Consider the following 21,109-nt stretch of genomic DNA (forward strand, 5'->3'; position numbering starts at 1 on the left):
CGGGACCTGCGCGTCCGCGCCACCGCGCCCGGCGGGGGTCCCGGACGTCCGCGTCCCCCACGTCCCCCACGTCCCCCGCGTCCCCCGCGCCCGGCGGGTTCGCGAGGGCTCGCCCTCAGAGCCGTCCGGCCGCCTTCAGCGCCAGGTAGGCGTCGGCCAGGGCCGGGGCGAGCCGGTCGGGGGCGGCGTCCACCACCTCCACGCCCTGCGCGCGGAGCAGGGCGGTGATCCTGCGCCGTCCCGCGGCCAGGTGCTCGGCCGCCGCGGCGCCGTAGACCAGCTCGGAGGTGCCGCGCCCGGCCGCCATCTCCGCCACCTGGGGGTCCGAGACCGCGGCCAGGAGCACCAGGTGCCGCGAGGAGAGCCGTGGCAGCACCGGGAGCAGGCCCTCCTCCAGCGCCGCCGGGTTGAGGTCGGTCAGCACCACCACCAGGCAACGCCGCCTGGCCCGCGACAGGACGGCCGCGACCATCCCGGCCGAGTCGGCCTCGACCAGCTCGGCCTCGATCGGGGCCATGGTGGTCACCAGCGAGGAGAGCAGCTCCGTGCGCCCCGTGCCGGACACCCAGGCCCGTACGGCACGGTCGTGCGCCATGAGGTCGACCCGGTCGCCGGCCCGGGAGGCCAGCGCGGCCAGCAGCAGCGCCGCGTCCATCGACCAGTCCAGGCGGGGCCAGCCGGGCACGACCCGCGGCTCGCCGGCCCGGCCGGTCGAGGGGGGCTCGGCGCCGGCCGTGGGGACCGGGGCGATGCCCACCCGTCCCGCGGAGGTACGGCCGGTGTCCAGCACGATCAGCACCCGCCGGTCGCGTTCGGGCCGCCAGGTGCGCACCACGACGTCGTCGCGGCGCGCGGTGGCCCGCCAGTCGATCGAGCGGACGTCGTCGCCGGCCACGTACTCCCGCAGCGAGTCGAACTCGGTGCCCTGCCCGCGGACCATCGAGGGGTGCTGCCCCTCCAGCTCCCTGAGCCTGGACAGCTTGGCGGGCAGGTGCTTGCGGCTGAGGAAGGGCGGCAGCACCCGGACCGACCAGGGCACCCGGTGCGAGCCCTGACGCGCCGCGACGCCCAGCGGGCCCAGCGTCCGCACGGTCACCGTGACCGCCTCGCGGTCGCCCCTGCGGGTGGGGGTGAGCGTGGTGACCAGGCGGCGGCGCTCGCCCGGGGGCACGTCCAGCGGCAGGTGCCTCGGCGCGGCCCCCGCCGAGGGGGGCCAGGCGTCCCTGAGCACGCCGCGCGCCCTGCGGGGGCCGGGGTTCTCCACGATCAGCTCCACCGTGACCGACTCGCCGAGCCGGACCAGCCGCTCGCCCGCACGGGTGAAGCGCAGCGAGCGTACGCCCCCGGCCAGCAGCAGGTCGGCCACGACCAGCGCCGCGATCAGCAGCGCCACCGCCGCCATCGCCAGGCCCGGCCGGGGGGCGAACAGCACGGCCAGGGTGCCCACCAGGGCCAGCAGGGCGGCCCGTCCCGTCAGCGCCATGGTCAGCGGGGCACGGGGACGGAGGCGAGGATGGCGTCGATGAGGCCGTCGGCGCTCGCGCCCTCCAGCTCGGCCTCGGGCCGCAACTGGATCCGGTGCCGCATCACGGGCCTGGCCAGCGCCTTGACGTCGTCGGGCGTCACGTAACCGCGGCCGGACAGCCAGGCCCACGCCCGGGACGCGGCCAGCAGCGCGGTGGCGCCACGCGGTGAGACGCCGAGCCGGAGCGCGGGCGACTGGCGGGTGGCCCTGACGACGTCCACGATGTAGCCGAGCACCTCGGGGCTCGTGTGCACCCGGCCGGCCGCGGCGCGCCCGGCGGCGAGGTCGGCGGCGCCGGCCACGGCCCGGACGTGCGACAGGTCGCGCGGGTCGAAGCCGAGCGCGTGCCGCTCCAGCACCGCGATCTCCTGGTCGCGAGGCGGCAGCGGGACGGTCAGCTTGAGCAGGAACCGGTCGAGCTGCGCCTCGGGGAGCTGGTAGGTGCCCTCGTACTCCACGGGGTTCTGGGTGGCGGCCACGATGAACGGGTCGGGCAGGGCGCGCGCGTCCCCCTCCACGCTGACCTGCCGCTCCTCCATCGCCTCCAGCAGCGCGGCCTGCGTCTTCGGGGGCGTGCGGTTGATCTCGTCGGCGAGCATGAGGTTGGTGAAGACCGGTCCCTCGCGGAACTCGAACTCCGAGGTCTTCGCGTCGTAGATCAGCGAGCCCGTGATGTCGCCGGGCATCAGGTCGGGGGTGAACTGCACCCGCTTGAAGTCGAGCGAGAGCGCCGCGGCCAGCGTCCTGACCAGCAGGGTCTTGGCGACGCCCGGCACCCCTTCGAGCAGGACGTGCCCCCGGCAGAGCAGCGCGATCACCAGGCCGGTGACCACGGCGTCCTGGCCGACGACCGCCTTGGAGACCTCCGTCCTGAGGGCCGCCAGCGCCTGCCGCGCGGCGTCCGCGCCGGGCACCTCGCCCGCGGCCGGGACGGCCGGGACGTTCGGGACGTTCGGCGCGCCCCACGTCCCGGGCACTCCGGAAGGCCCGGAAGGACCGGAGGGCCCATGAGGTCCGGAAGGCCCGGGGGCCCCGTAGGTCCTTCGGGTCTCGGACGTCGCCGGTGCTCCGGGACCGTCCGGCGTTCCCGGTGCTCCGGGACCGTTCGGTGTTCCCGGCGCGTTGGGGCCGTTCGGCGTCCCGGGCGTGCCCGGCTCGGTCCCGGCGGGAGAGGAGACCCCTGCGGCGAGATCGCCGTTCCCCGGTGGTGTGGTCACGACTTTCCGACCTGCCTTTCCACGAAGTCCATGTATGCGGCCAGGGCCACCAGCCCGGCCTCGTCGACCGGCGGCGGCCCGTACAGGGCGGCGCCGACGCGCGGCGCGGCCTGGCCGGTCCGCTCGGCGATCGCGTTCACCACGGCGTCGGCCCCCGCCCCGTAGGGCAGTCCGAGCCGGGGGGTGACCCGGTCGACGAAGCCCGCGCGCAACGCCGCGGCGGCCCGGTCCCTGGCGCGCCTCGCCCGGTACAGCCTGGCACGTCCCTCGACGGTCTCGGCCGCCCTGACCACGACGGGCAGCCGCTCGGCCACCACCGGGCCCAGCCTGCGGCCCCGCCACAGCGCGAGCAGCAGCACCGCGACGAGCACCTGCGCCACGGCCCACTTGACCCCGTCGGGAACCAGGTCGTAGAACCCCGGCGCCCCGGCCGCCCGGGGCCCGCTCTCGGGTGTCGTCAGCCAGATCAGGGTGGGCCTGGCGCCGGCGAGGTTCATCGCCAGAGCGGCGTTGCCGTCCTCGGCGAGCCGCAGGTTGGTCATGAAGTCGTCGTCGCCGGTCACGGTGACGGTCCTGTTCCCGGCCGTCAGGGAGACCAGGGTGGGTTTCCGGGCCGAGGGGTAGCAGCCGACGGCGCCGGTGGGGAGGGTGAGGGTCACGCCGCCGAGGTGGGCGCTGCCCGCCCGCGCCGCGGCCGGCAGGTCGCACGCGGGTTCGCGGGAGCGTGCCCGCGCCTCACCGTCCGGGCCCACGCCCGGGGCCAGCAGCCGCAGACGAGAGCGCACCCCGGCCAGCAGCAGGTCGGAGGGCGTCGTGGCGAGCCGCTCGGCCTCGTCGGCCGTGAGCGGGAAGCCGGAGCTCACCAGCAGCGTGCTGCCCGCCGGGCCCGCCCGGTCGGACAGCGAGGCGGCCTCGGCGACCGAGGTGACCCGCGCCACCCGTACGCCACGGGCCTGTACCAGCCGGGCCAGGCCCTTGCCGCCCGACAGCGAGGTGTCGGCGGGGTCGAGGGGTCTTCCGGTCTGGCCCTGCCCGCCCAGCAGCACGGCGGCCAGGGCGCCGGCGACCATCATGACCGTCACCAGCAGGACGCTCCTGCCGCCGCGCCAGAGGCCGGCCGCGGTCGGGGAGACGGAGGTCCCGGTGACGGCCGCGCGTGCCGCGGGGGGCGGGGGCGCCGCGAGCGCGGGGGAGGGGGGCGTGCCGGGAGCCTGCGCCCGGCCGGGCGCGGACGGGCTCACGGCGCCGCCTGGCCGGCGGGCGCCGGGCGGGCCGCGCGCAGGCGCTCGTCGAGATCGCGCATGATCCCGTACGCCTCGGGCGTGCCGGGCACCTCGCCGTAGGTCACGTCGTCGAACACCCTGGCCGCCACGGCCAGCTCGGCGGCCAGGGCGGGCAGCGCGCGCCCGGCCTCGGCCGCCAGCTCCCCGGCGGTACGGCCCGGGACGACGTCGACGATCACACGGTCCTCCAGGTCACGGGCGACGGCCCGGAGCCGTTCGCGGATCGCCTCGGCCCACCTGCCCTGCTCCGCCAGCCGCTCGGCGGCCTCGCGGTGCTCGGCGGCGGTGAGACGGCGCTCGCCGAAGACCCCCTTCGCCCGCGCGGTGCCCCTCCCGGCCGTCCTGCGGGCGACCAGGAGCAGGGCGACGACGACGCAGACCACGATCACGACGAGGGCGACCCGCGCGGCCACGCTGCCGACGACGCCGATGGACTCCTGGTCGAGCAGGTCGCCGAGGAACTGGTCCGTCCACCGCCAGAAGCGGTCGAACAGGGACTCCCTGGCGTACCCGGGTTCGAGGAGTTCCCCGACGGCCCGGCGGCGGGCCTCCTCGCGGTCGATGCCGATCGGTGAGGTCAGGAGCGCCATCACGAGGCTCCCCGGTCCGGACGCCCCTGCCCGGCGAACACGCCGGGGGTGACGGAGGGGGCCCACAGGTCGTCGACCGGGACCTGCGCCCGGCCCTGCCGCCGTTGTTCGAGCGTCTCGGTCTGCAGCACCAGGTCGAACGCCTCGGCGCGCATCCGCCGGTCCGCGTACAGCAGGCCGTTGACCCCGGCCCGCAGGGGCTGGGCGATCGTCGCGCCCACGGTGACGCCCACCGTGATGAGCACGGTCGCGGTGATCTGCGAGGCGGGGAAGTCGCCCAGCGTGCCGACGAGGGTCCCGGCGAGCACGAAGGGCAGGCCCAGCACCTGGCCGACGAGGAAGGCGATGAACTGGGTGAGGAGCAGGATGCCGAGGGTCCGCCAGAAGCCGCCCGAGACCAGTTGCCAGGATCTGCGCAGCGAGCCGGCGACCCCGAGCCGCTCCAGCACCGCGACGGACGGGGCCAGCGCCAGCCGTGTGGTGAGGAAGGCGAGACCGGCCAGGAAGGCCAGCGCTGCCAGCACGCTCACGAGCGTCGTCACCACCTCCCCGGCCCCGGCCGCGCCGAGCACGGCGAGGAGCCCCAGGATCAGGAACAGCGGGACGAGCACGAGGAGGAGGATGACGAGGACCAGCCCGAACAGGGTGGGCACCCGGCCGCGGGTCCGCGCCCAGGCCTCGCCCGCCGTCATCGTGCCGCCGAAGACCGCGCGGCCCAGGATGGCGGTCAGCATGCCGGTCAGCAGCGTGATCACGACGAACTCCACCCCGTAGGAGAGGAGGGTGTCGCCGATCAGGGAGCCGAACCCCGGGGCGGCGGGCTCGTCCAAGGAGGTGATTGTCGTGTTGCCCGAGGGGCCCTGGCTCAGGTCGGGCAGGTCGATCGTGCCCAGGAAGACCACCTGCGCGAGGGCCGTCAGCGTGGCGGCGACCGCGGACAGGCCCAGGACGCTTCTGCGGTTGGAGCGGATCAGCTTGGTCGCGCCGTCCAGGATGTCGCCCAGGCCGAGCGGGCGCAGCGGGATGATCCCCTGAGGCGTCGCCGGGGGAGGCGTCCGCGCGCCGTGCGCCGGCGTCCCGTGGGGGCCCTGCGGGGGCGCTACCTCGTCGTACGGCGGCCAGGGGCCCGGGGTGGCCTGCGGCCCGGGCTCGGCGAGCGGGACCGCGAAGACGCCGGGGACACCGGGGACACCGGGGACACCGGGGACACCGGGGACGCCGGGACCCCTGCCGGGTGTGGCCCACGGCGCCCCCTGGGCTCCGGGGCCTCCCGGGCCTCCCGGGGCTCCCGGGATTCCCTGGGACTCCGGGGTGCCGCCGTAGGGCGGTGGGCGGTGGGACGCCCAGCCCGAGGGTGCCCCGGAAGCGCCCGGATGCCCCGGAGCCCCGGAAGCGCCCGGAGCATCCGGGGAATCCGGGGAACCCGGGGAACCCGGTCCGCCGGGAGCGGGGCCGTGACCGTCTGACATATCCCAATCCTGGCATGTGGACACACCGGTCGGGGTGATCGGGTGATCCCGGCGCCCTTCCACCCCGCAAGACCGCCCCCGGGCGGCCCTTTCCGTCCCGGAGATCGACGGAGATGACCGAGAGATGGCCGAGACGCCGTCGTTTACCGCAGACTGGGACCGTGGTCATCACCGCCCGGTGTCCGCAGTCGCCGGGGCCGGAGACGGCCGTGCGGGGGCATCACTGCGCGCTCCACGTCGTGTACGCCTAAAATTCGTCATTCGGACGCCCGGTCGTCGACCGGTGTCATCTGGTAGGCGGACGAGGGTAATCTTCGACCACCGAGCGGTTTATCCCATTACTCCCGAACTGCGTAAACCGAATGAGGGGCCATGAAAGGACGCGTGCTGGTCGTCGACGACGACGCGGCTCTCGCCGAGATGCTCGGGATCGTGCTGCGCGGGGAGGGTTTCGAGCCTTCCTTCGTCTCCGACGGGGACAAGGCGCTCGACGCGTTCCGCGACACCCGGCCGGACCTGGTCCTGCTCGACCTGATGCTGCCCGGTGCCGACGGCATCGACGTCTGCCGGCGCATCCGGGCCGAGTCGGGGGTGCCGATCGTCATGCTGACGGCCAAGAGCGACACCATCGACGTGGTCCTCGGGCTGGAGTCGGGGGCCGACGACTACATCGTCAAGCCCTTCAAGCCCAAGGAGCTCGTCGCCCGGGTGCGCGCCCGGTTGCGCCGCACCGACGAGCCCACGCCGGAGATCCTGCAGATCGGCGACATCACGATCGACGTCGCCGGGCACTCGGTCAAGCGGGAGGAGGAGACCATCAACCTCACCCCGCTGGAGTTCGACCTGCTGGTCGCCCTGGCCCGCAAGCCGCGTCAGGTCTTCACCCGCGAGGTCCTGCTCGAGCAGGTCTGGGGGTACCGTCACGCGGCCGACACCCGCCTGGTCAACGTGCACGTCCAGCGGCTCCGGGCCAAGATCGAGAAAGACCCCGAGCACCCCGAGATCGTGGTGACGGTCCGAGGGGTCGGGTACAAGGCCGGACCGGCCTAGCCACGGCTCCCCCCGGACCCGAGATGCCTTCCGCACCCAAGAGACGCCGTCGCACCCCGCGCCAGCTGCTGCGGGGTGTGCGGCGGCGTACCCGGCGCGCGGCCGGGCGGGTGCGCCGGATCTTCTGGCGCTCGCTCCAGTTGCGCGTGGTCACCAGCACGATGGTCATCTCCATCGTGGTCGTCGCCGTGCTCGGCGTCTTCCTGATGCAGCAGATCGTCAGCGCCACCCTGGAGAACAGGGAGCGCGCCGCCAAGAGCGAGGCGCAGGCCGACAGGAACGCGGTGCTGGGCTACCTCAGCCAGCCGGCCGCCGAGGCCGCCAAGCAGCCCGCCGACGCCGGCCAGGTCCTCCCGGGGGCGGGCGACACCCCGCTCGGCCAGGCCACCGCCGCGCTGGCCCGCCGCGCCGGGTCCGCCAGCCGCTACTCGGTGATCATCCGCAACGAGACGCGGCCGGGGGAGTTCTACGGGACCACGGACATCGACCCGCGCAGCATCCCGGCCAGGCAGCGCGAGGAGCTGTTCAAGAAGGAGCCCGGCGAGGAGAGCACCTGGTACACCCCGCTGCACTACGTGGGGCAGAAGACCGTCCCCGGCATCGTCATCGGCACCCGCCTGGACACCTCGGGCACCGCCCTGGACTCCTCGTACGAGATCTACCACCTGGTCCCGCTGGAGCGGGAGGAGCTGATCCTCGCCTCGGTGCAGCGGATGCTCGTCCTGGTCGGGGCGGGGCTCGTGCTGCTGCTGGCCGCGATCGCCTCGCTGGTCACCCGGCAGGTCGTCACACCGGTCCGGCTGGCCAGGCAGGCCGCCGAGCGGCTGGCCGCGGGCCGCCTGGACGAGCGCCTGAAGGTCCGCGGCGAGGACGACCTGGCCCGGCTGGCCGCCTCCTTCAACGAGATGGCCGCGAACCTGGCCCTCAAGATCCACCAGTTGGAGGAGCTCTCCCAGGTCCAGCGGCAGTTCGTCTCGGACGTATCGCACGAGCTGCGCACCCCGCTGACCACCGTGCGGATGGCCGCCGACCTGCTCTTCGACGCCCGCGAGGACTTCGACCCCATGGCCGCCCGGTCGGCCGAGCTGATGCAGAACCAGCTCAACCGGTTCGAGGAGATGCTCGCCGACCTGCTGGAGATCAGCCGCTACGACGCGGGCGCGGCCGACCTCGACGTCGACTCCGTCGACGTCAGGGACGTGGTGCTGCGCGCCGTGGCCGACTCCGAGGCGCTGGCCGAGCGCCACTCCACCCGCTTCGACCTGCGCCTTCCCGGCGAGCCCTGCATGGCGGAGATGGACAGCCGCAGGGTCGAGCGGATCCTGCGCAACCTGCTGTTCAACGCGATCGAGCACGGCGAGGGCCGCGACGTCGTGGTCTCTGTCGCCGCCGACAGGGACGCGGTGGCGGTGGCCGTACGCGACCACGGGGTGGGGCTGAAGGCCGGCGAGGAGAACATGGTCTTCGACCGGTTCTGGCGGGCCGACCCGTCCCGGGCGCGCACCATCGGCGGCACGGGCCTGGGCCTGGCCATCTCCCGCGAGGACGCGATCCTGCACGGCGGCTGGCTGCAGGCGTGGGGCGCGCACGGGGAGGGCTCGCAGTTCCGGCTCTCCCTGCCCCGGGTGGCCGGGGCGGTGCTCCGGGGCTCGCCGCTGCCGCTGGTCCCGCCGGAGGTGGAGATGCGCCGTACCTGGCGTGGTCAGATGACGCCGGTGCTCTCGCCGGCGGCGGCCGACGGGGGGCGGGATGCCGACTAGAGGCGGCCCGCGGCGCCACGCGCGCCGGGCCGGGGAGGTGCTCCCCGCCCTGGCGCTGAGCCTTGCCCTGCTGGCGGGGACCACCTCCTGCTCGGTCATCCCCACCGGCGGCAGATCCGTCATGTCCGTCGACGACGAGAGCAAGGGCAGCCCGCTGGGCGATCCGTACGCGCGGGTCGTCGCCATGCCGCCGAAGGCGGGCTGGTCCCCCGAGGAGGTGGTCACCGGGTTCCGCGCCGCCATGGCGAGCCTGGACGACTCCGACTTCCGGATCGCCCGCCAGTACCTCGCCGCCGACTTCGCCGCCAAGTGGAACCCGCGCAGCGGCGTCACGGTCTACCGGCAGGGCGCGTACGACAAGTTCGCGCCGATCGGCGCCGAGGACAGGCAGGCCCAGGTCACGCTCAAGGGCACCAAGATCGCGGTCATCGACCCGGACGGCCGCTACCGCCCGAGCGGCGGCCCGCTGAACCAGCCGTTCACGCTCGCCAGGCAGGCCGACGGGGAGTGGCGCATCAGCACGGCCCCGGACGGGCTGCTGCTGTCCGAGGCCGACGTCGCCCGCGGCTACCCGCCGGTGGACCTGTACTTCCTCGACGCCCGGCGCGAGGCGCTGGTGGTCGACCAGGTCAGGGTGCCGATCGACCCCGGGGCCAACTTCGCCAAGACGACGGTCGAGCGCCTGCTGCGGGGGCCGAGCAGTTCCCTGGCGGACGCGGTGCGCACCGCCTTCACCGGCATCGGGCTCATCGACGTCACCACCGAGAACAACCGGGTCGTGGTCGATCTCGACGGCAGGGTGGCCGCCGACCTGGTCGACCCGATGTCGGCCCAGCTCGCCGCGACGCTGTCCGCGCTCACCAAGGGGGGCTGGGGCTTCGAGGTGAAGGTGAACGGCGAGTCCTACCACCCGGACGCGCCGCTGCGCGTCGACGCTCAGAAACAGTCGAGCTTCGACCCCTGGCTGGCCCCCGGCGCCGTCGACCCCTACTACCTGGCGGGCGACGGCCTGCGGCTGCTGGGCAAGGAGAACACCGGGCAGCCCGTACCGGGCAGGGCCGGGCAGAAGCGGCTCGGCCTCGACCCGCCGGCGATCAGCGGGCAGAGCGCCCGGCAGGTGGCGCAGCGCTCCGCGGACCGCAGGAGCCTGTCGGTCGCACCGCTCGCCGCGGGGGGCGAGTGGCGGGTGTGGGCCACCGGGGAGTCGCTGGCCCCGCCCTCCTGGGACCGCTACGGCACGCTCTGGGCGGTGGACCGGCCCAACGACCACACCTCGGTCCTGACCCGCTACGACGGCGACGGCAAACGGCACTACCGGGTGACGGCCCCCGACCTGGAGACGGCCTACGTCAAGTCGCTCAAGGTCGCGCGGGACGGGGTGCACGTCGCGGTGATCGTCAGGGACGGGCTGGGCGAGCAGGTCCGGGTCGGCACCGTGGTCGGCGAGAGGGAACGCACCCGCATCACCAACCTGCAGACCGTGGTGGACAGCGAGAACGGCCGGAAGATCAAGGACATCACCTGGAACGACGGCAAGACCCTCTACGCGCTCACCGACAGGTCCGAGCTCCTGGAGGCCTCGGTCGCCGCCGAGCCCGCGTCGCTGGGCACCGGCTCGCGGATCGAGAGCATCGCCGCCCTGGACGGCAGGCTGCTGGCCGGGAGCAGCGACGAGCAGGGCGGCCGGCAGATCTTCTACTGGACCTCCAGCAAGTGGGAGGCGCTGGTCAAGCACGAGAACGGCACGGCCGACTTCGTGGAGAACGGTCCCTCCTTCCCGGCCTTCCCCCTGGGCTGACCTCGCCCTTCCCCGGGCCGGCCCTCCCGGCCCCCGGGCCGGTCTTCCCCCGGACCGGTCCTCCCGGCCTTCCCGGTCTTCTCCCGGACCGGTCCTCCCGGTCTCCTCCCGGGGCCGGGCGCCGCCGGGCACCCCGTCGCCGGGGACATGATCGGGGGCCGGGACCGGGGGCCGGGACCGGGGGCCGTCGCCGGGAGGCGGGCGACGGCGCGTCCCGGCTCCCCGCCGGTGCCCTGGGCTGGGCTTTTTGTCGGTGCGGTATGGCACGGTGGGTGTGTGACGACCGCCATGCTCGACCTGATCCTGCCGCCCCGCTGCGCCGGATGCGACGCGCCGGGCGCCCTCGTCTGCCCCCGTTGCGCGGCGGAGCTGCACGGGGAGCCCGCCCGCCGCACCCCCGACCCCGCCCCGCCCGGCCTGCCCGAATGCTGGTCGGCGGCCGAATACACCCCCGCCGTGCGGCGGGCGATCATCGCCTACAAGGAGCGCGGGCGCACCGCGCTGGCCCCGCCCCTGGCCGGGGCGCTGGCCCTGGCCGTCGCCACCGCGGCGGGCGAGCGACCGGTGCTGCTGGTGCCGGTGCCCAGCGCCCGCCCGGCCCTGCGGCGCCGCGGGCACGACCCGGTGGCCCGGCTCGCCGAGCTCGCGGCCGGTTACCTCCGCGAGGCCGGCTGGCCGGCCACCGTGGCGCGGGTGCTCGCCCAGCGCCGCCGGGTCGCCGACCAGGCGGGGCTGAGCTCCCTCCAGCGGGCCGCGAACCTCTCCTCGGCCTTCACGGTCGCGGTCGGCCGCAACGCGCCCGTGCCGCGCTCCTGGGGCGGCACGGAGGCGATCGTGCTGGTCGACGACGTCGTCACCACCGGGGCGACGCTCGCCGAGGCGGCCAGGGCGCTGCGGCAGGTGGGCGTGACCCCCTCGCTGGCCGCCACGGTCGCCGCGACACGCCGGAGGACACGATCCGAAGATCGTGACGGAGGGTGAGACGTCCCCCGCCGGAGCCTTCTCGCCCGGTGGCCGTCTCCGGTCACACCCACCCCACCCGTTCGTCCCGTCGGCGCTGATCAACGGCGGGCCCGGCTCCCGCCCCGCCGCCCGGCCGTCCCGGCCGGCGACGGCCCGCGAAGGCCGTCGCCGGGCCGCGGATCACGCAAAGTGATCCCTCGATCGGCCGTCGCGGTGACATTCGGCCTGGATACGGATAGCGTCTGAGCCATGGCACCCGCTCGGGTCCGTGGTTGCACCGGACCGACCTCAGGAATGAGGCCGGCCCGGCTAGCCGATGCCAGCCGCAGGCGAAACGGTCCACGTAAGACGACTTCTCGTCGATCGATCACGGTGCGGCTTAGAGGTAAGTCCTGCCTTCCCAGGGAGCCAGATGTTCCTTGCCAGGAGAGAAGGGCATGTAGTGGCAAAGAGCTGCGAAACCCTCAGCAGGCGGATGTGGGGACGAAGACCAGGTCGGCCGAGCGGGTGTCGCAATACCACCGTCGAGGTTCGAAGGGGGGCTGTGCATGGAGATCATCGTCAAGGGTCGGCACACCGGAGTGAGTGACCGATTCCGTGACCACGTGAACACCAAGCTGGCCAGGATCGAGCGTTTGGACCACAAGCTCATTCGCGTTGACGTGGAGGTGTCCAAGGAACGTAATCCGCGCATCGTCGACCAGCGGGAACGTGTCGAACTCACCATCCACTCACGTGGTCCGGCGGTCCGCGCGGAGGCTTCCGCCGACGATCGCTTCGCCGCCCTTGACATAGCACTCGGAAAACTCGAAGGACGGCTGCGGCGCCTGGCCGACCGCCGGAAGATCCACCACGGCAACCACTGCCCTCCGTCGGTCGCCGAGCTGACGGCCGGCGCGCTGGCGGAGTCGCTGGAGAGCGACTCCGGCTCGGTGCTCACGCAGCAGCCTCCGGCCGAGGTGGAGACGGACAAAAAGGACGATCTCCCCGAAGATGAGTCGCTCATCCCGATCGAGATGGACGGCGACGGGCCGCTGATCGTCCGCGAGAAGTCCCACCAGGCCGAGCCGATGACGATCGACCAGGCGCTTCTCGAGATGGAGCTGGTCGGGCACGACTTCTATCTCTTCCGTGACAAGGAGAGCGGGCAGCCCAGCGTCGTGTACCTCCGCCAGGGGTACAACTACGGCGTACTGCGGCTCGTCGAACCCTGACGAACGCGTTCGAAGATCCTCTCCGACCAACCGAGGACCATGAAACCCGTGTCATCATGGCGGTCCACCGGCTCTGGCCCCCCGAGGAGGAGGCGTGACGGAACCCGACGACGCGACCGGCGCGACCGGGCGCGGCGAACCGATCCGCGTGCTGATCGTTGACGATCACGCGCTGATCCGGCGCAGCCTGGAGATGGCGCTGGCCGCCGAGACGGACATAGAGGTGGTCGGTGAGGCCAGCGACGGTCAGGAGGCCGTCGAGCTCGCCGACCGCCTCACCCCGGACGTCATGCTCATGGACGTCCGGATGCCACGGAGGAGCGGCATCGAGGCCACACGCGAGATCAAGGCCTCGGTGCCGAGCACGCGGATCATCATGTTGACGGTCAGCGACGAGGAGGAGGACCTCTTCGAGGCGATCAAGGCGGGCGCCACCGGCTACCTGCTGAAGAACGTCCAGCTCGACGAGGTCCCGGAGGCCGTGCGCGGCGTCCACGAGGGACAGTCGCTGATCAATCCGGCGATGGCCGCCAAACTCATCAGCGAGTTCGCCAACATGAGCCGCAAGGAGGCCGAGCGGCCTCCGCAGCTCCCCGTGCCGCGCCTGACCGAGCGGGAGATGGAGGTCCTCCGCCTGGTCGCCAAGGGGATGAACAACCGAGAGATCGCCAAGCAGCTGTTCATCTCGGAGAACACCGTGAAGAACCACGTCCGGAACATCCTGGACAAGCTCCAGCTCCACTCCAGGATGGAGGCGGTGGTCTACGCGGTCCGCGAGCGGATGCTGGAGATCACCTGATCCACCGCCGGCGGGCCGGGCGCGCTTCGCGCCCGGCCCGCCGGTTCCGTCTCCGGCTCCGCCCCGCGGGTCTCCCCGCCGGGGCCGGCCCCGGCCGCTCCGGCCGCCGTCAGGGTGCCCGGACCTCGGCGTCCTGGCTCAGGGCCTCCCGGAGAGGCCCGGCCAGCAGGGGGTCCACCCGGTCGACGCGGACGGTCTGGCAGCCGACCCATCCGGCCGCCTCCCTGAGCGCCGCCGCCAGCGGTGCCGCGCCCCTGGCGGGGGTGACGCCCGCCTCCAGGCTCACCTGGCGGGCCACCAGCTCCGAGCCCTCCCGTGCCGGGTCGACCCGGCCGATCAGGCGGCCTCCGGCCAGGAGCGGCATCGTGAAGTAGCCGTGGACGCGCTTCTCCTTCGGCACGTACGCCTCCAGGCGGTGGTTGAAACCGAACACCCGCGCGGTGCGGGCGCGGTCCCAGACCAGGGAGTCGAACGGGGAGAGCAGGGTCGTGCGGTGGCGGCCGGAGGGCGCGGCCTCCAGCGCGGCGGGGTCGGCCCAGGCGTCGGCGGCCCGCTCCGGCCACCCGGGGACGCGGACCGGCACCAGCCCGGAGGTCCCCTCGGCCAGGCACCGGTCCAGCAGGAGCGCCTCGGGCGCCTTCAGGCGCAGGAAGTCGACGAGGTCGGCGCGGGTGGCCACCCCGAGCGCCCGCCCGGCCGTCCCGGCCAGGCGGGTGACGCACTCGGCGTCGGAGAGGTCCTCGGCCAGCAGGTCCGCCGGGACCGCCCGCTCGGCCAGGTCGTAGACGCGGCGCCAGCCCACCCGGCGCGTGCAGACGACCTCGCCGGTGTCGAGCAGCCACTCAATGGCGATCTTGGAGTCCGACCAGTCCCACCAGGGGCCGCCCTTCTTGGCGCCGCCGATGTCGGCGGTGGTGAGCGGGCCGTTCTCGCGGACCAGGTGCAGCACCTTGTCGACGCTGTCGGGCACCTCGTGCCAGCGGAACCTCCTGGCCTTGAAGTACCTCCGGCGGAAGGCGTACAGCGGCCAGTCGCCGATCGGCAGGACGCACGCGGCGTGACACCAGTACTCGAAGGCGCGGGCGGGCTCGTCCCAGTAGGCCCGCTCCACCGCGGCCCGGCCCACGGCGCCCAGGCGGGCGTAGGCCACCAGCTCGTGGGAGCGGGCCAGCACGGAGATCGTGTCGAGCTGGACGGCCCCGAGCCGGCGCAGGGTCGCGGGGACGCCGCCGCGCCGGGCCCGCGCGCCCAGGAACCCCTGGGCGTGCAGGATGACCCGGCGGGCCTCGTCGGGGGAGAGGGAGAGCTTCATGACCGCCCCAGGGGAGACAACACGTTCGTACGGCCGAGGCTAACGCCTCACACCGACGAAAACGCTATGCCGGTGTCAGCCGGGCGTCGCCACCGGCACGCGCCGGCCCACCCCGGGTCGCGTGCCGGGCCGAGCGCCGGGTTCAGTCCAGGACGCTCTCGCCGCGCCGGTCCTCGCCGGTGTTCGTGCGCGGGGCGTCCACGACGACGTCGGAGAAGACGTTGAAGACGAGCGTCAGTACCCCGCCCATCGCGCAGACACCCACGCCCATCCACAGGACGGGCCAGTTCGGGCCGAGACACAGGGCGATTCCCGCGATCGCGAAGCCGAGCAGGACGACGGTCACCGCGAGCCAGGACGACGCCCTGCCCCCGTGACCGCCCTCGGGCGTCTCCCGCGTCCTGGGGTGCTTCTCCTCGGTGGCCCTGGGATGCTCTTCCGCCGTCACGGCTGCTCCTTCCGGGTGCGGCGACATGTCCGTAGATCAATCCTCGCGGAAGTGACAAACTCCGACATACCCTTTAAAGCTGGTCGTACTCTCTCAAAGAAGCGGGCAAGGAACTCCATGGGCCACAAGAGCGTCTTTGAGGGTGGCTGTGTCTGGTGGCAGAACCGCCTACGATGGCAGCGGAGAACCATGTCTCGTCCTCAGCCGGGCCGGTCCGGCCGCGGAAGACCTGCGAGGAGCTTTACCTAAAGTGCCAGCCTTTCTCGATAGAATTCTTCGCGCCGGCGAAGGCAAGCTTCTGCGTAAGCTCAAGCGGATCGCCGACCAGGTCAACTCCATCGAAGACGACTTCACGAGCCTGACCGACGCCGAGCTTCGCGCGCTCACCGACGACTACAAGAAGCGTTACGCCGACGGCGAGAGCCTCGACGACCTGCTTCCCGAGGCCTTCGCCACCGTTCGCGAGGCCTCCCGGCGGGTGCTGGGCAAGCGCCACTTCGACGTGCAGATCATGGGCGGGGCCAACCTGCACATGGGGAACATCGCGGAGATGCGCACCGGTGAGGGCAAGACCCTCACCTGTACGCTGCCCACCTACCTCAACGCCCTGTCGGGCAAGGGCGTCCACGTCATCACGGTCAACGACTACCTGGCCAAGCGCGACGGCGACGAGATGGGCCGCATCCACCGCTTCCTGGGCCTCGAAGTGGGCGTGATCCTGGCGAACATGCCCGCCGACGAGCGCCGCAAGCAGTACAACGCGGACATCACGTACGGCACGAACAACGAGTTCGGCTTCGACTACCTGCGCGACAACATGGCGTGGTCGCTCGACGAGTGCGTGCAGCGCGGCCACCACTTCGCCGTGGTCGACGAGGTCGACTCGATCCTCATCGACGAGGCCAGGACGCCGCTGATCATCTCCGGCCCCGGCGAGCAGTCCGGCAAGTGGTACTCGGAGTTCGCCAAGATCGTTCCCCGGCTCCGCAGGGGCACCGAGGGCAAGGACGGCGAGGAGAACACCGGCGACTACGCCGTCGACGAGAAGAAGCGCACCGTGGGCATCTTCGAGTCCGGCGTGGAGAAGGTCGAGGACTGGCTCGGCATCGAGAACCTCTACAAGCCCGAGCACACCCACCTGGTCGGCTTCCTGAACAACGCGCTGAAGGCCAAGGAGCTCTACAAGAAGGACAAGGACTACATCGTCGTCGACGGCGAGGTCCTGATCGTCGACGAGTTCACCGGTCGAGTCCTGCACGGCCGCCGCTACAACGAGGGCATGCACCAGGCCATCGAGGCGAAGGAAGGCGTGAAGATCAAGGACGAGAACCAGACCCTCGCCACGATCACGCTGCAGAACTACTTCCGCCTCTACGAGACGCTGTCGGGCATGACCGGAACCGCGGCGACCGAGGCCAACGAGTTCCACCAGACCTACAAGCTCGGTGTCGTCCCGATCCCCACGAACAAGCCGATGATCCGCAAGGACCAGGCCGACGTGGTCTACAAGACCGAGGACGCCAAGTTCCTGGCCGCGGTCGAGGACATCAAGGAGCGCTACGACCGGGGCCAGCCCGTCCTGGTCGGCACCACCAGCGTCGCCAAGTCCGAGCGGCTGGCCAAGGAGCTCAAGCGCCGGGGCGTCAAGCACGAGGTGCTCAACGCCAAGAACCACGCGCGTGAGGCGGCGATCATCGCCGAGGCGGGCCGCAAGCACGCCGTCACCGTGGCCACCAACATGGCCGGTCGTGGCACCGACATCATGCTCGGCGGCAACCCCGACTTCCGCGCCGACCTGGAGCTGCGCGCCCGCGGCCTCGACCCGGTCGAGACCCCGGAGGAGTACGACAAGGCCTGGGGCGAGGCGCTGGACAAGGCCAGGGAGGCCGTCCAGGCCGAGCACGACGAGGTCACCGAGCTCGGCGGCCTCTACGTCCTGGGCACCGAGCGGCACGAGTCGCGGCGTATCGACAACCAGCTCCGCGGTCGTTCCGGCCGTCAGGGCGACCCCGGCGAGTCGCGCTTCTACCTCTCGCTGGAGGACGACCTGATGCGGCTGTTCAACTCGGCCAGGGTCGAGATGATCATGACGCGCCTCAACATCCCGGACGACGTGCCGATCGAGTCGAACATCGTCTCCAAGGCCATCGCCTCGGCCCAGCACCAGGTCGAGCAGCAGAACTTCGAGATCCGCAAGAACGTCCTGAAGTACGACGAGGTGATGAACCGGCAGCGCAAGGTGATCTACGCCGAGCGCCACCGGGTCCTCGAGGGCGCCGACCTGCGCGACCAGATCCGCGGCTTCGTCAACGACGTGATCGACGAGTACGTCACGGCGGCCACCTCGGAGGGCTTCGCCGAGGAGTGGGACCTCGACAAGCTGTGGAAGGCGCTCGGCCAGCTCTACCCGATCGGCATCACGATCGACGAGATCGTCGAGGAGGCCGGGAGCCGCGAGGAGCTCACCGCCAAGCTCCTGGAGGAGCGGGTGAAGGCCGACGCGATGGCCGCCTACGACCGTCGCGAAGAGCAGATCAACACGCAGGCCATGGACCCGGAGGGCATGCGGGTCCTGGAGCGCCGCGTCATCCTGTCGGTCCTCGACCGCAAGTGGCGCGAGCACCTGTACGAGATGGACTACCTCCAGGAGGGCATCGGCCTGCGCGCGATGGCTCAGCGTGACCCGCTGATCGAGTACCAGCGCGAGGGCTTCGAGATGTTCACCCAGATGCTCGAAGGCATCAAGGAGGAGTCGGTCGGCTACCTGTTCAACCTCGAGGTCGAGGTGCAGAGCAACCCGATCGTCGAGGAGGCCGACCCCTCCGAGGACGCGGCGGTCGCGGAGGCCCGCTCGATCATCGCCCGCGGCCTGCGCGGCCCGGAGCGCCCCACCGAGCTGGAGTACACGGCTCCGGGCGAGAGCGGCGAGGCCGAGCACACGCGGGTCAGCACCAAGGCCCAGCGTGACGCGTACGGCAACGTCGAGCGCAACGCCCCGTGCCCCTGCGGTTCGGGCAAGAAGTACAAGCGCTGCCACGGCGACCCCAAGCACGTCCAGGCCTGATCGCCGACCGGAGGGCCCGCACGTCGCGTGCGGGCCCTCCGGCATGTCACGGACCCGGGCCGCGGAACGGCGTCAGGGGGTCGTCTCGACCGCGACGCACAGCCATCGCACGCCCCTGCGTTCCAGCCTCAGGGCCAGCACGCGCGAGCGCTCGCCGCAGTCGACCACGGCGCACATCTCCACCACCCCGTCCTCCGGCCGGGAGACGTGCACCCTGCCCGCCCGGGGAGGACGGGTGCACCGCATCGCCCTCCCGCTCCCGGCGAGCTGGGCCTGGGCCCTGGTGGTCAGATGGGCCGAGACGGTCGCCGGGGGACGCCTGCCGGCCAGGATCTCGGCGACGGCCTGGACGAGGGCGCGCAGCCACCGCCCGTCGGGGGTCCCGTCCGGCGGTCTCGCGCCCGAGGAGCCCGGTGGTCCCGCGTCCGCCGGCCCCGGGGGTCTCGTGGCTGCGGGCTCCGGCGGCCTCGTGGCCGGGAAGCCCGACGGCCTCGCCCCCGGAGCGCCCGAGGGTCTCGTGGGCGGCGGGCCGGGTGGTCTCGTGGCCGGAGGGGCCGGAGGGGCCGGGGTCTTGGGGGCGGGGCGCCGGCTCAGGCCGGGCCTGCGTGCCGGGGACGGCGGCTCCCGCTCCTCGGGGCCGAGGACGAGGGCGAGGGTTCCCTGCACGTACGGCGGTGCGGCCGAGCCGTCCCCTCCGGTGCGGTCGTCGTCGTAGGGCGGTTCGGCGGCGGGGGAACGCGCGAGGCGGGGGAGCGCCGGCGGGCGTCGAAGGGGGGACATGGGCGACTCCGTGATGGTCGGCTCATGGGCGGCTCATGGGCGGTGAGACGTACACATCAAGGAGGTTCCGGCCCGCCGCCCAGATACGCCGTCCGCCAACTTCCGTGAGATCCCGGTGGTTTCGTCCTGGTCGGCGAGGAAGGTGACCACGGGTTGGGGTGGTCGGTCGCTCCCACCAGCGGGTTCCGGTCCGGTCGGTGATCGCAGGCGGACGGCCGGAACCGTCCCGGGGGGTCGTCAGGGCCCGGCGGGCTCGACGGGTCCGCCGGGCGCGGGAGACGCCACCGCCCCGCCGGAACCGATGGGTTCGGCGGGCTTGGCGGCTCTGGCGGGCCCGGCCGGTGGCGTGGGCCCGGCCGGGAGGGCGGGTTCGACCGGTGCGGTGTGCCCGGCCGTGGGGGGCTCTGCTGTTGGGGGCTCGGTTGCGGGGGATTCGTCCGAGTCGACGTCCGGTTCCGGCTCCCGGCCCGGGGTCATGATGTTCAGCCTCCTGATCAGGAAACTGAACAGGGTGTAGTAGATCACCGCGTAGGCCAGCCCCATCACGATGATGATCGGTATCCCCCGGGCGTTGGGCGCCGTCCCGTACAGGACCAGGTCGATCAGCCCGGAGGAGAAGCTGAAGGCTAGCTTGGCGCCCAGGGCGGAGGCCAGGGCCAGCGAGATCCCGGTCAGCACGATGTGGATCACGAACAGGACCGGCGCGACGAAGACGAAGGCGAACTCGATGGGTTCGGTGATCCCGGTGAGGAACGCGGTGAGCGCCGCGGAGATCATGATCGAGCCGACGGCGGTGCGCCGGTGCGGCGGCGCGGCCCGCCAGATGGCGAGCGCGGCGGCGGGCAGCCCGAACATCAGGACCGGGTAGAAACCGGCCTCGAAGCCGCCGTGGCCGACGGCGCCGTTGTTGAAACAGATCAGGTCCCCGGCGAGCCTCTTGCCGTCGACCACGCACTCGGGGACCTGCGTCCAGATCACGTTGTTGACGATGTGGTGCATGCCGAGCGGGAGCAGGGTGCGGTTGACCATGCCGTAGATCCCGGCGCCGAGCTCGCTGTTGGAGGCGAGCCAGGTACCGCAGGCGCGGACCCAGCCGCCGAGCACGGGCCAGACGGCCCCGAGGACCACGCCGATCACCAGCCCGGCGAAGGCGGTCAGGATCGGTACCAGGCGGCGTCCGCCGAAGAAGGCCAGCCAGGTGGGCAGCCGGGTGCGGTGGTAGCGCTGCCAGAGCAGTGCCGACACCAGGCCCATGACGATGCCGCCGAGGACCCGGGTCGGGTTCTGCGCGCCGAGGTCGAGCACCACGTCCGGGACGCCGGGGGTGCTCCTGTCGAACACCTCAAGGGTGATGGACTCCCGCATGTCGGCGTCGAAGAGGATGAAGAACATGTTCATGCTGACGGCGTGGAAGACCAGGTAGCCGACGAGCGCGGCCAGCGCGGTGGAACCGTCGGCCTTACGGGCGAACCCGATGGCGACGCCGATCGCGAACAGCACGGGCAGGTTGTCGAAGAGGGCGCCGCCCGCGGTGCCGACGACGCGGGCCACGTCGTCGAGCAGCGCCTCGTCGGTCCGGCCGAGGAGGTCGTCCTGCCCGAGCCGCAGCAGCAGGCCCGCCGCCGGCAGGACCGCGATCGGCAGCATCAGGGAACGTCCAAGGCGCTGGAGCACGCTCATCACGGCGGACCCGGCCGAACGGTTGCCCGCGGCGGACCCGGCCGAACGGTTGCCCGCGGCGGACCCGGCCGGGGGGGAGGCGGATGGTCCCGCGTCCGCCGGAGGGGGACTCATGCGAGTTTTCCTCCAGGGGCTGGAAGGAAGAAGGTCGGTGGGA

At 72.8% G+C, this 21,109-nt stretch carries 16 protein-coding genes; 7 read left to right on the forward strand and 9 right to left on the reverse strand.

Translation table 11 applies throughout. The features are described from left to right. Positions 1-115 precede the first annotated feature (115 nt). The 5 genes from AB0G16_RS31830 to AB0G16_RS31850 all read right to left on the reverse strand — a co-directional run bounded on the left by AB0G16_RS31830 (position 116) and on the right by AB0G16_RS31850 (position 6,084). Entirely contained in the window at positions 116-1,483 is a 1,368-nt protein-coding gene (locus tag AB0G16_RS31830) for a DUF58 domain-containing protein (protein WP_362813415.1), read from the reverse strand. Positions 1,484-1,485: 2 nt separating this feature from the next. Further along, a complete protein-coding gene (locus AB0G16_RS31835) occupies positions 1,486-2,439 on the reverse strand; it encodes a MoxR family ATPase (RefSeq protein ID WP_362813507.1) in 954 nt (317 codons plus the stop codon). A 299-nt stretch (positions 2,440-2,738) separates the two neighbouring features. Further along, positions 2,739-3,983 (reverse strand): DUF4350 domain-containing protein, encoded by a 1,245-nt coding sequence (locus AB0G16_RS31840; protein WP_362813418.1) that lies wholly within the window; start codon positions 3,981-3,983, stop codon positions 2,739-2,741. Continuing rightward, positions 3,980-4,615, reverse strand: coding sequence for a DUF4129 domain-containing protein (locus AB0G16_RS31845; protein WP_362813421.1), 636 nt, complete (start codon positions 4,613-4,615; stop codon positions 3,980-3,982). Before AB0G16_RS31845 ends, AB0G16_RS31840 begins: the two co-directional genes overlap by 4 nt. Further along, entirely contained in the window at positions 4,615-6,084 is a 1,470-nt protein-coding gene (locus tag AB0G16_RS31850; RefSeq protein WP_362813424.1) for a hypothetical protein, read from the reverse strand. Before AB0G16_RS31850 ends, AB0G16_RS31845 begins: the two co-directional genes overlap by 1 nt. A 372-nt stretch (positions 6,085-6,456) precedes the next feature. On the opposite strand from AB0G16_RS31850, the gene mtrA reads away from it, so the two are divergent. The 6 genes from mtrA (at position 6,457) to AB0G16_RS31880 (ending at position 13,668) form a co-directional block, all read left to right on the forward strand. Further along, positions 6,457-7,134, forward strand: a complete 678-nt coding sequence (gene mtrA, locus AB0G16_RS31855; RefSeq protein ID WP_030907316.1) for an MtrAB system response regulator MtrA — start codon at positions 6,457-6,459, stop codon at positions 7,132-7,134. Positions 7,135-7,157: 23 nt separating this feature from the next. Then, positions 7,158-8,894, forward strand: a complete 1,737-nt coding sequence (gene mtrB, locus AB0G16_RS31860) for an MtrAB system histidine kinase MtrB (protein ID WP_362813428.1) — start codon at positions 7,158-7,160, stop codon at positions 8,892-8,894. Next, positions 8,884-10,692 carry an LpqB family beta-propeller domain-containing protein gene (locus AB0G16_RS31865; RefSeq protein WP_362813431.1) on the forward strand — a complete coding sequence of 603 codons (1,809 nt, stop codon included), beginning with the start codon at positions 8,884-8,886 and terminating at the stop codon, positions 10,690-10,692. The genes mtrB and AB0G16_RS31865 overlap by 11 nt, the downstream gene beginning before the upstream one ends. A 276-nt stretch (positions 10,693-10,968) precedes the next feature. Next, complete coding sequence (locus AB0G16_RS31870) at positions 10,969-11,673, forward strand: phosphoribosyltransferase family protein (protein ID WP_362813436.1); 705 nt, start codon at positions 10,969-10,971, stop codon at positions 11,671-11,673. Between the two features lie 530 nt (positions 11,674-12,203). Then, complete coding sequence (gene raiA, locus AB0G16_RS31875; protein WP_362813439.1) at positions 12,204-12,869, forward strand: ribosome-associated translation inhibitor RaiA; 666 nt, start codon at positions 12,204-12,206, stop codon at positions 12,867-12,869. Positions 12,870-12,963: 94 nt separating this feature from the next. Further along, positions 12,964-13,668 (forward strand): response regulator transcription factor, encoded by a 705-nt coding sequence (locus AB0G16_RS31880; protein WP_362813442.1) that lies wholly within the window; start codon positions 12,964-12,966, stop codon positions 13,666-13,668. Between the two features lie 109 nt (positions 13,669-13,777). Here the strand turns inward: AB0G16_RS31880 and AB0G16_RS31885 are convergent, their stop codons facing one another. Beyond that, positions 13,778-14,980, reverse strand: a complete 1,203-nt coding sequence (locus AB0G16_RS31885; RefSeq protein ID WP_362813445.1) for a crosslink repair DNA glycosylase YcaQ family protein — start codon at positions 14,978-14,980, stop codon at positions 13,778-13,780. A gap of 142 nt (positions 14,981-15,122) precedes the next feature. After that, a complete protein-coding gene (locus tag AB0G16_RS31890) occupies positions 15,123-15,428 on the reverse strand; it encodes an HGxxPAAW family protein (protein WP_362813447.1) in 306 nt (101 codons plus the stop codon). Positions 15,429-15,678: 250 nt separating this feature from the next. Between AB0G16_RS31890 and secA the strand changes: the two genes are divergently transcribed. Next, positions 15,679-18,492 (forward strand): preprotein translocase subunit SecA, encoded by a 2,814-nt coding sequence (gene secA, locus AB0G16_RS31895; RefSeq protein ID WP_362813450.1) that lies wholly within the window; start codon positions 15,679-15,681, stop codon positions 18,490-18,492. Between the two features lie 72 nt (positions 18,493-18,564). On the opposite strand, the gene AB0G16_RS31900 is transcribed toward secA, so the two are convergent. Beyond that, the gene (locus tag AB0G16_RS31900; protein WP_362813453.1) at positions 18,565-19,272 is read right to left on the reverse strand and encodes an Rv3235 family protein; all 708 of its coding nucleotides are present in this window, start codon (positions 19,270-19,272) and stop codon (positions 18,565-18,567) included. 237 nt (positions 19,273-19,509) lie between these two features. Further along, entirely contained in the window at positions 19,510-21,066 is a 1,557-nt protein-coding gene (locus tag AB0G16_RS31905; RefSeq protein WP_362813455.1) for a PTS transporter subunit EIIC, read from the reverse strand. Between the last annotated feature and the right edge of the window lie 43 nt (positions 21,067-21,109).

The sequence above is a fragment of the Streptosporangium sp. NPDC023615 genome, assembly GCF_040640155.1.
Classification (GTDB): Bacteria; Actinomycetota; Actinomycetes; order Streptosporangiales; family Streptosporangiaceae; genus Streptosporangium.

What these genes read in the sequence shown, in the direction of transcription:
- AB0G16_RS31830 (WP_362813415.1), bottom strand. Translation starts at nt 1,483, where the DNA reads ATGGCGCTGACGGGACGGGCCGCCCTGCTGGCCCTGGTGGGCACCCTG.
- AB0G16_RS31845 (WP_362813421.1), bottom strand. Translation starts at nt 4,615, where the DNA reads ATGGCGCTCCTGACCTCACCGATCGGCATCGACCGCGAGGAGGCCCGC.
- AB0G16_RS31850 (WP_362813424.1), bottom strand. Translation starts at nt 6,084, where the DNA reads ATGTCAGACGGTCACGGCCCCGCTCCCGGCGGACCGGGTTCCCCGGGT.
- mtrA (WP_030907316.1), top strand. Translation starts at nt 6,457, where the DNA reads ATGAAAGGACGCGTGCTGGTCGTCGACGACGACGCGGCTCTCGCCGAG.
- mtrB (WP_362813428.1), top strand. Translation starts at nt 7,158, where the DNA reads ATGCCTTCCGCACCCAAGAGACGCCGTCGCACCCCGCGCCAGCTGCTG.
- AB0G16_RS31865 (WP_362813431.1), top strand. Translation starts at nt 8,884, where the DNA reads ATGCCGACTAGAGGCGGCCCGCGGCGCCACGCGCGCCGGGCCGGGGAG.
- raiA (WP_362813439.1), top strand. Translation starts at nt 12,204, where the DNA reads ATGGAGATCATCGTCAAGGGTCGGCACACCGGAGTGAGTGACCGATTC.
- AB0G16_RS31885 (WP_362813445.1), bottom strand. Translation starts at nt 14,980, where the DNA reads ATGAAGCTCTCCCTCTCCCCCGACGAGGCCCGCCGGGTCATCCTGCAC.
- AB0G16_RS31900 (WP_362813453.1), bottom strand. Translation starts at nt 19,272, where the DNA reads ATGTCCCCCCTTCGACGCCCGCCGGCGCTCCCCCGCCTCGCGCGTTCC.
- AB0G16_RS31905 (WP_362813455.1), bottom strand. Translation starts at nt 21,066, where the DNA reads ATGAGTCCCCCTCCGGCGGACGCGGGACCATCCGCCTCCCCCCCGGCC.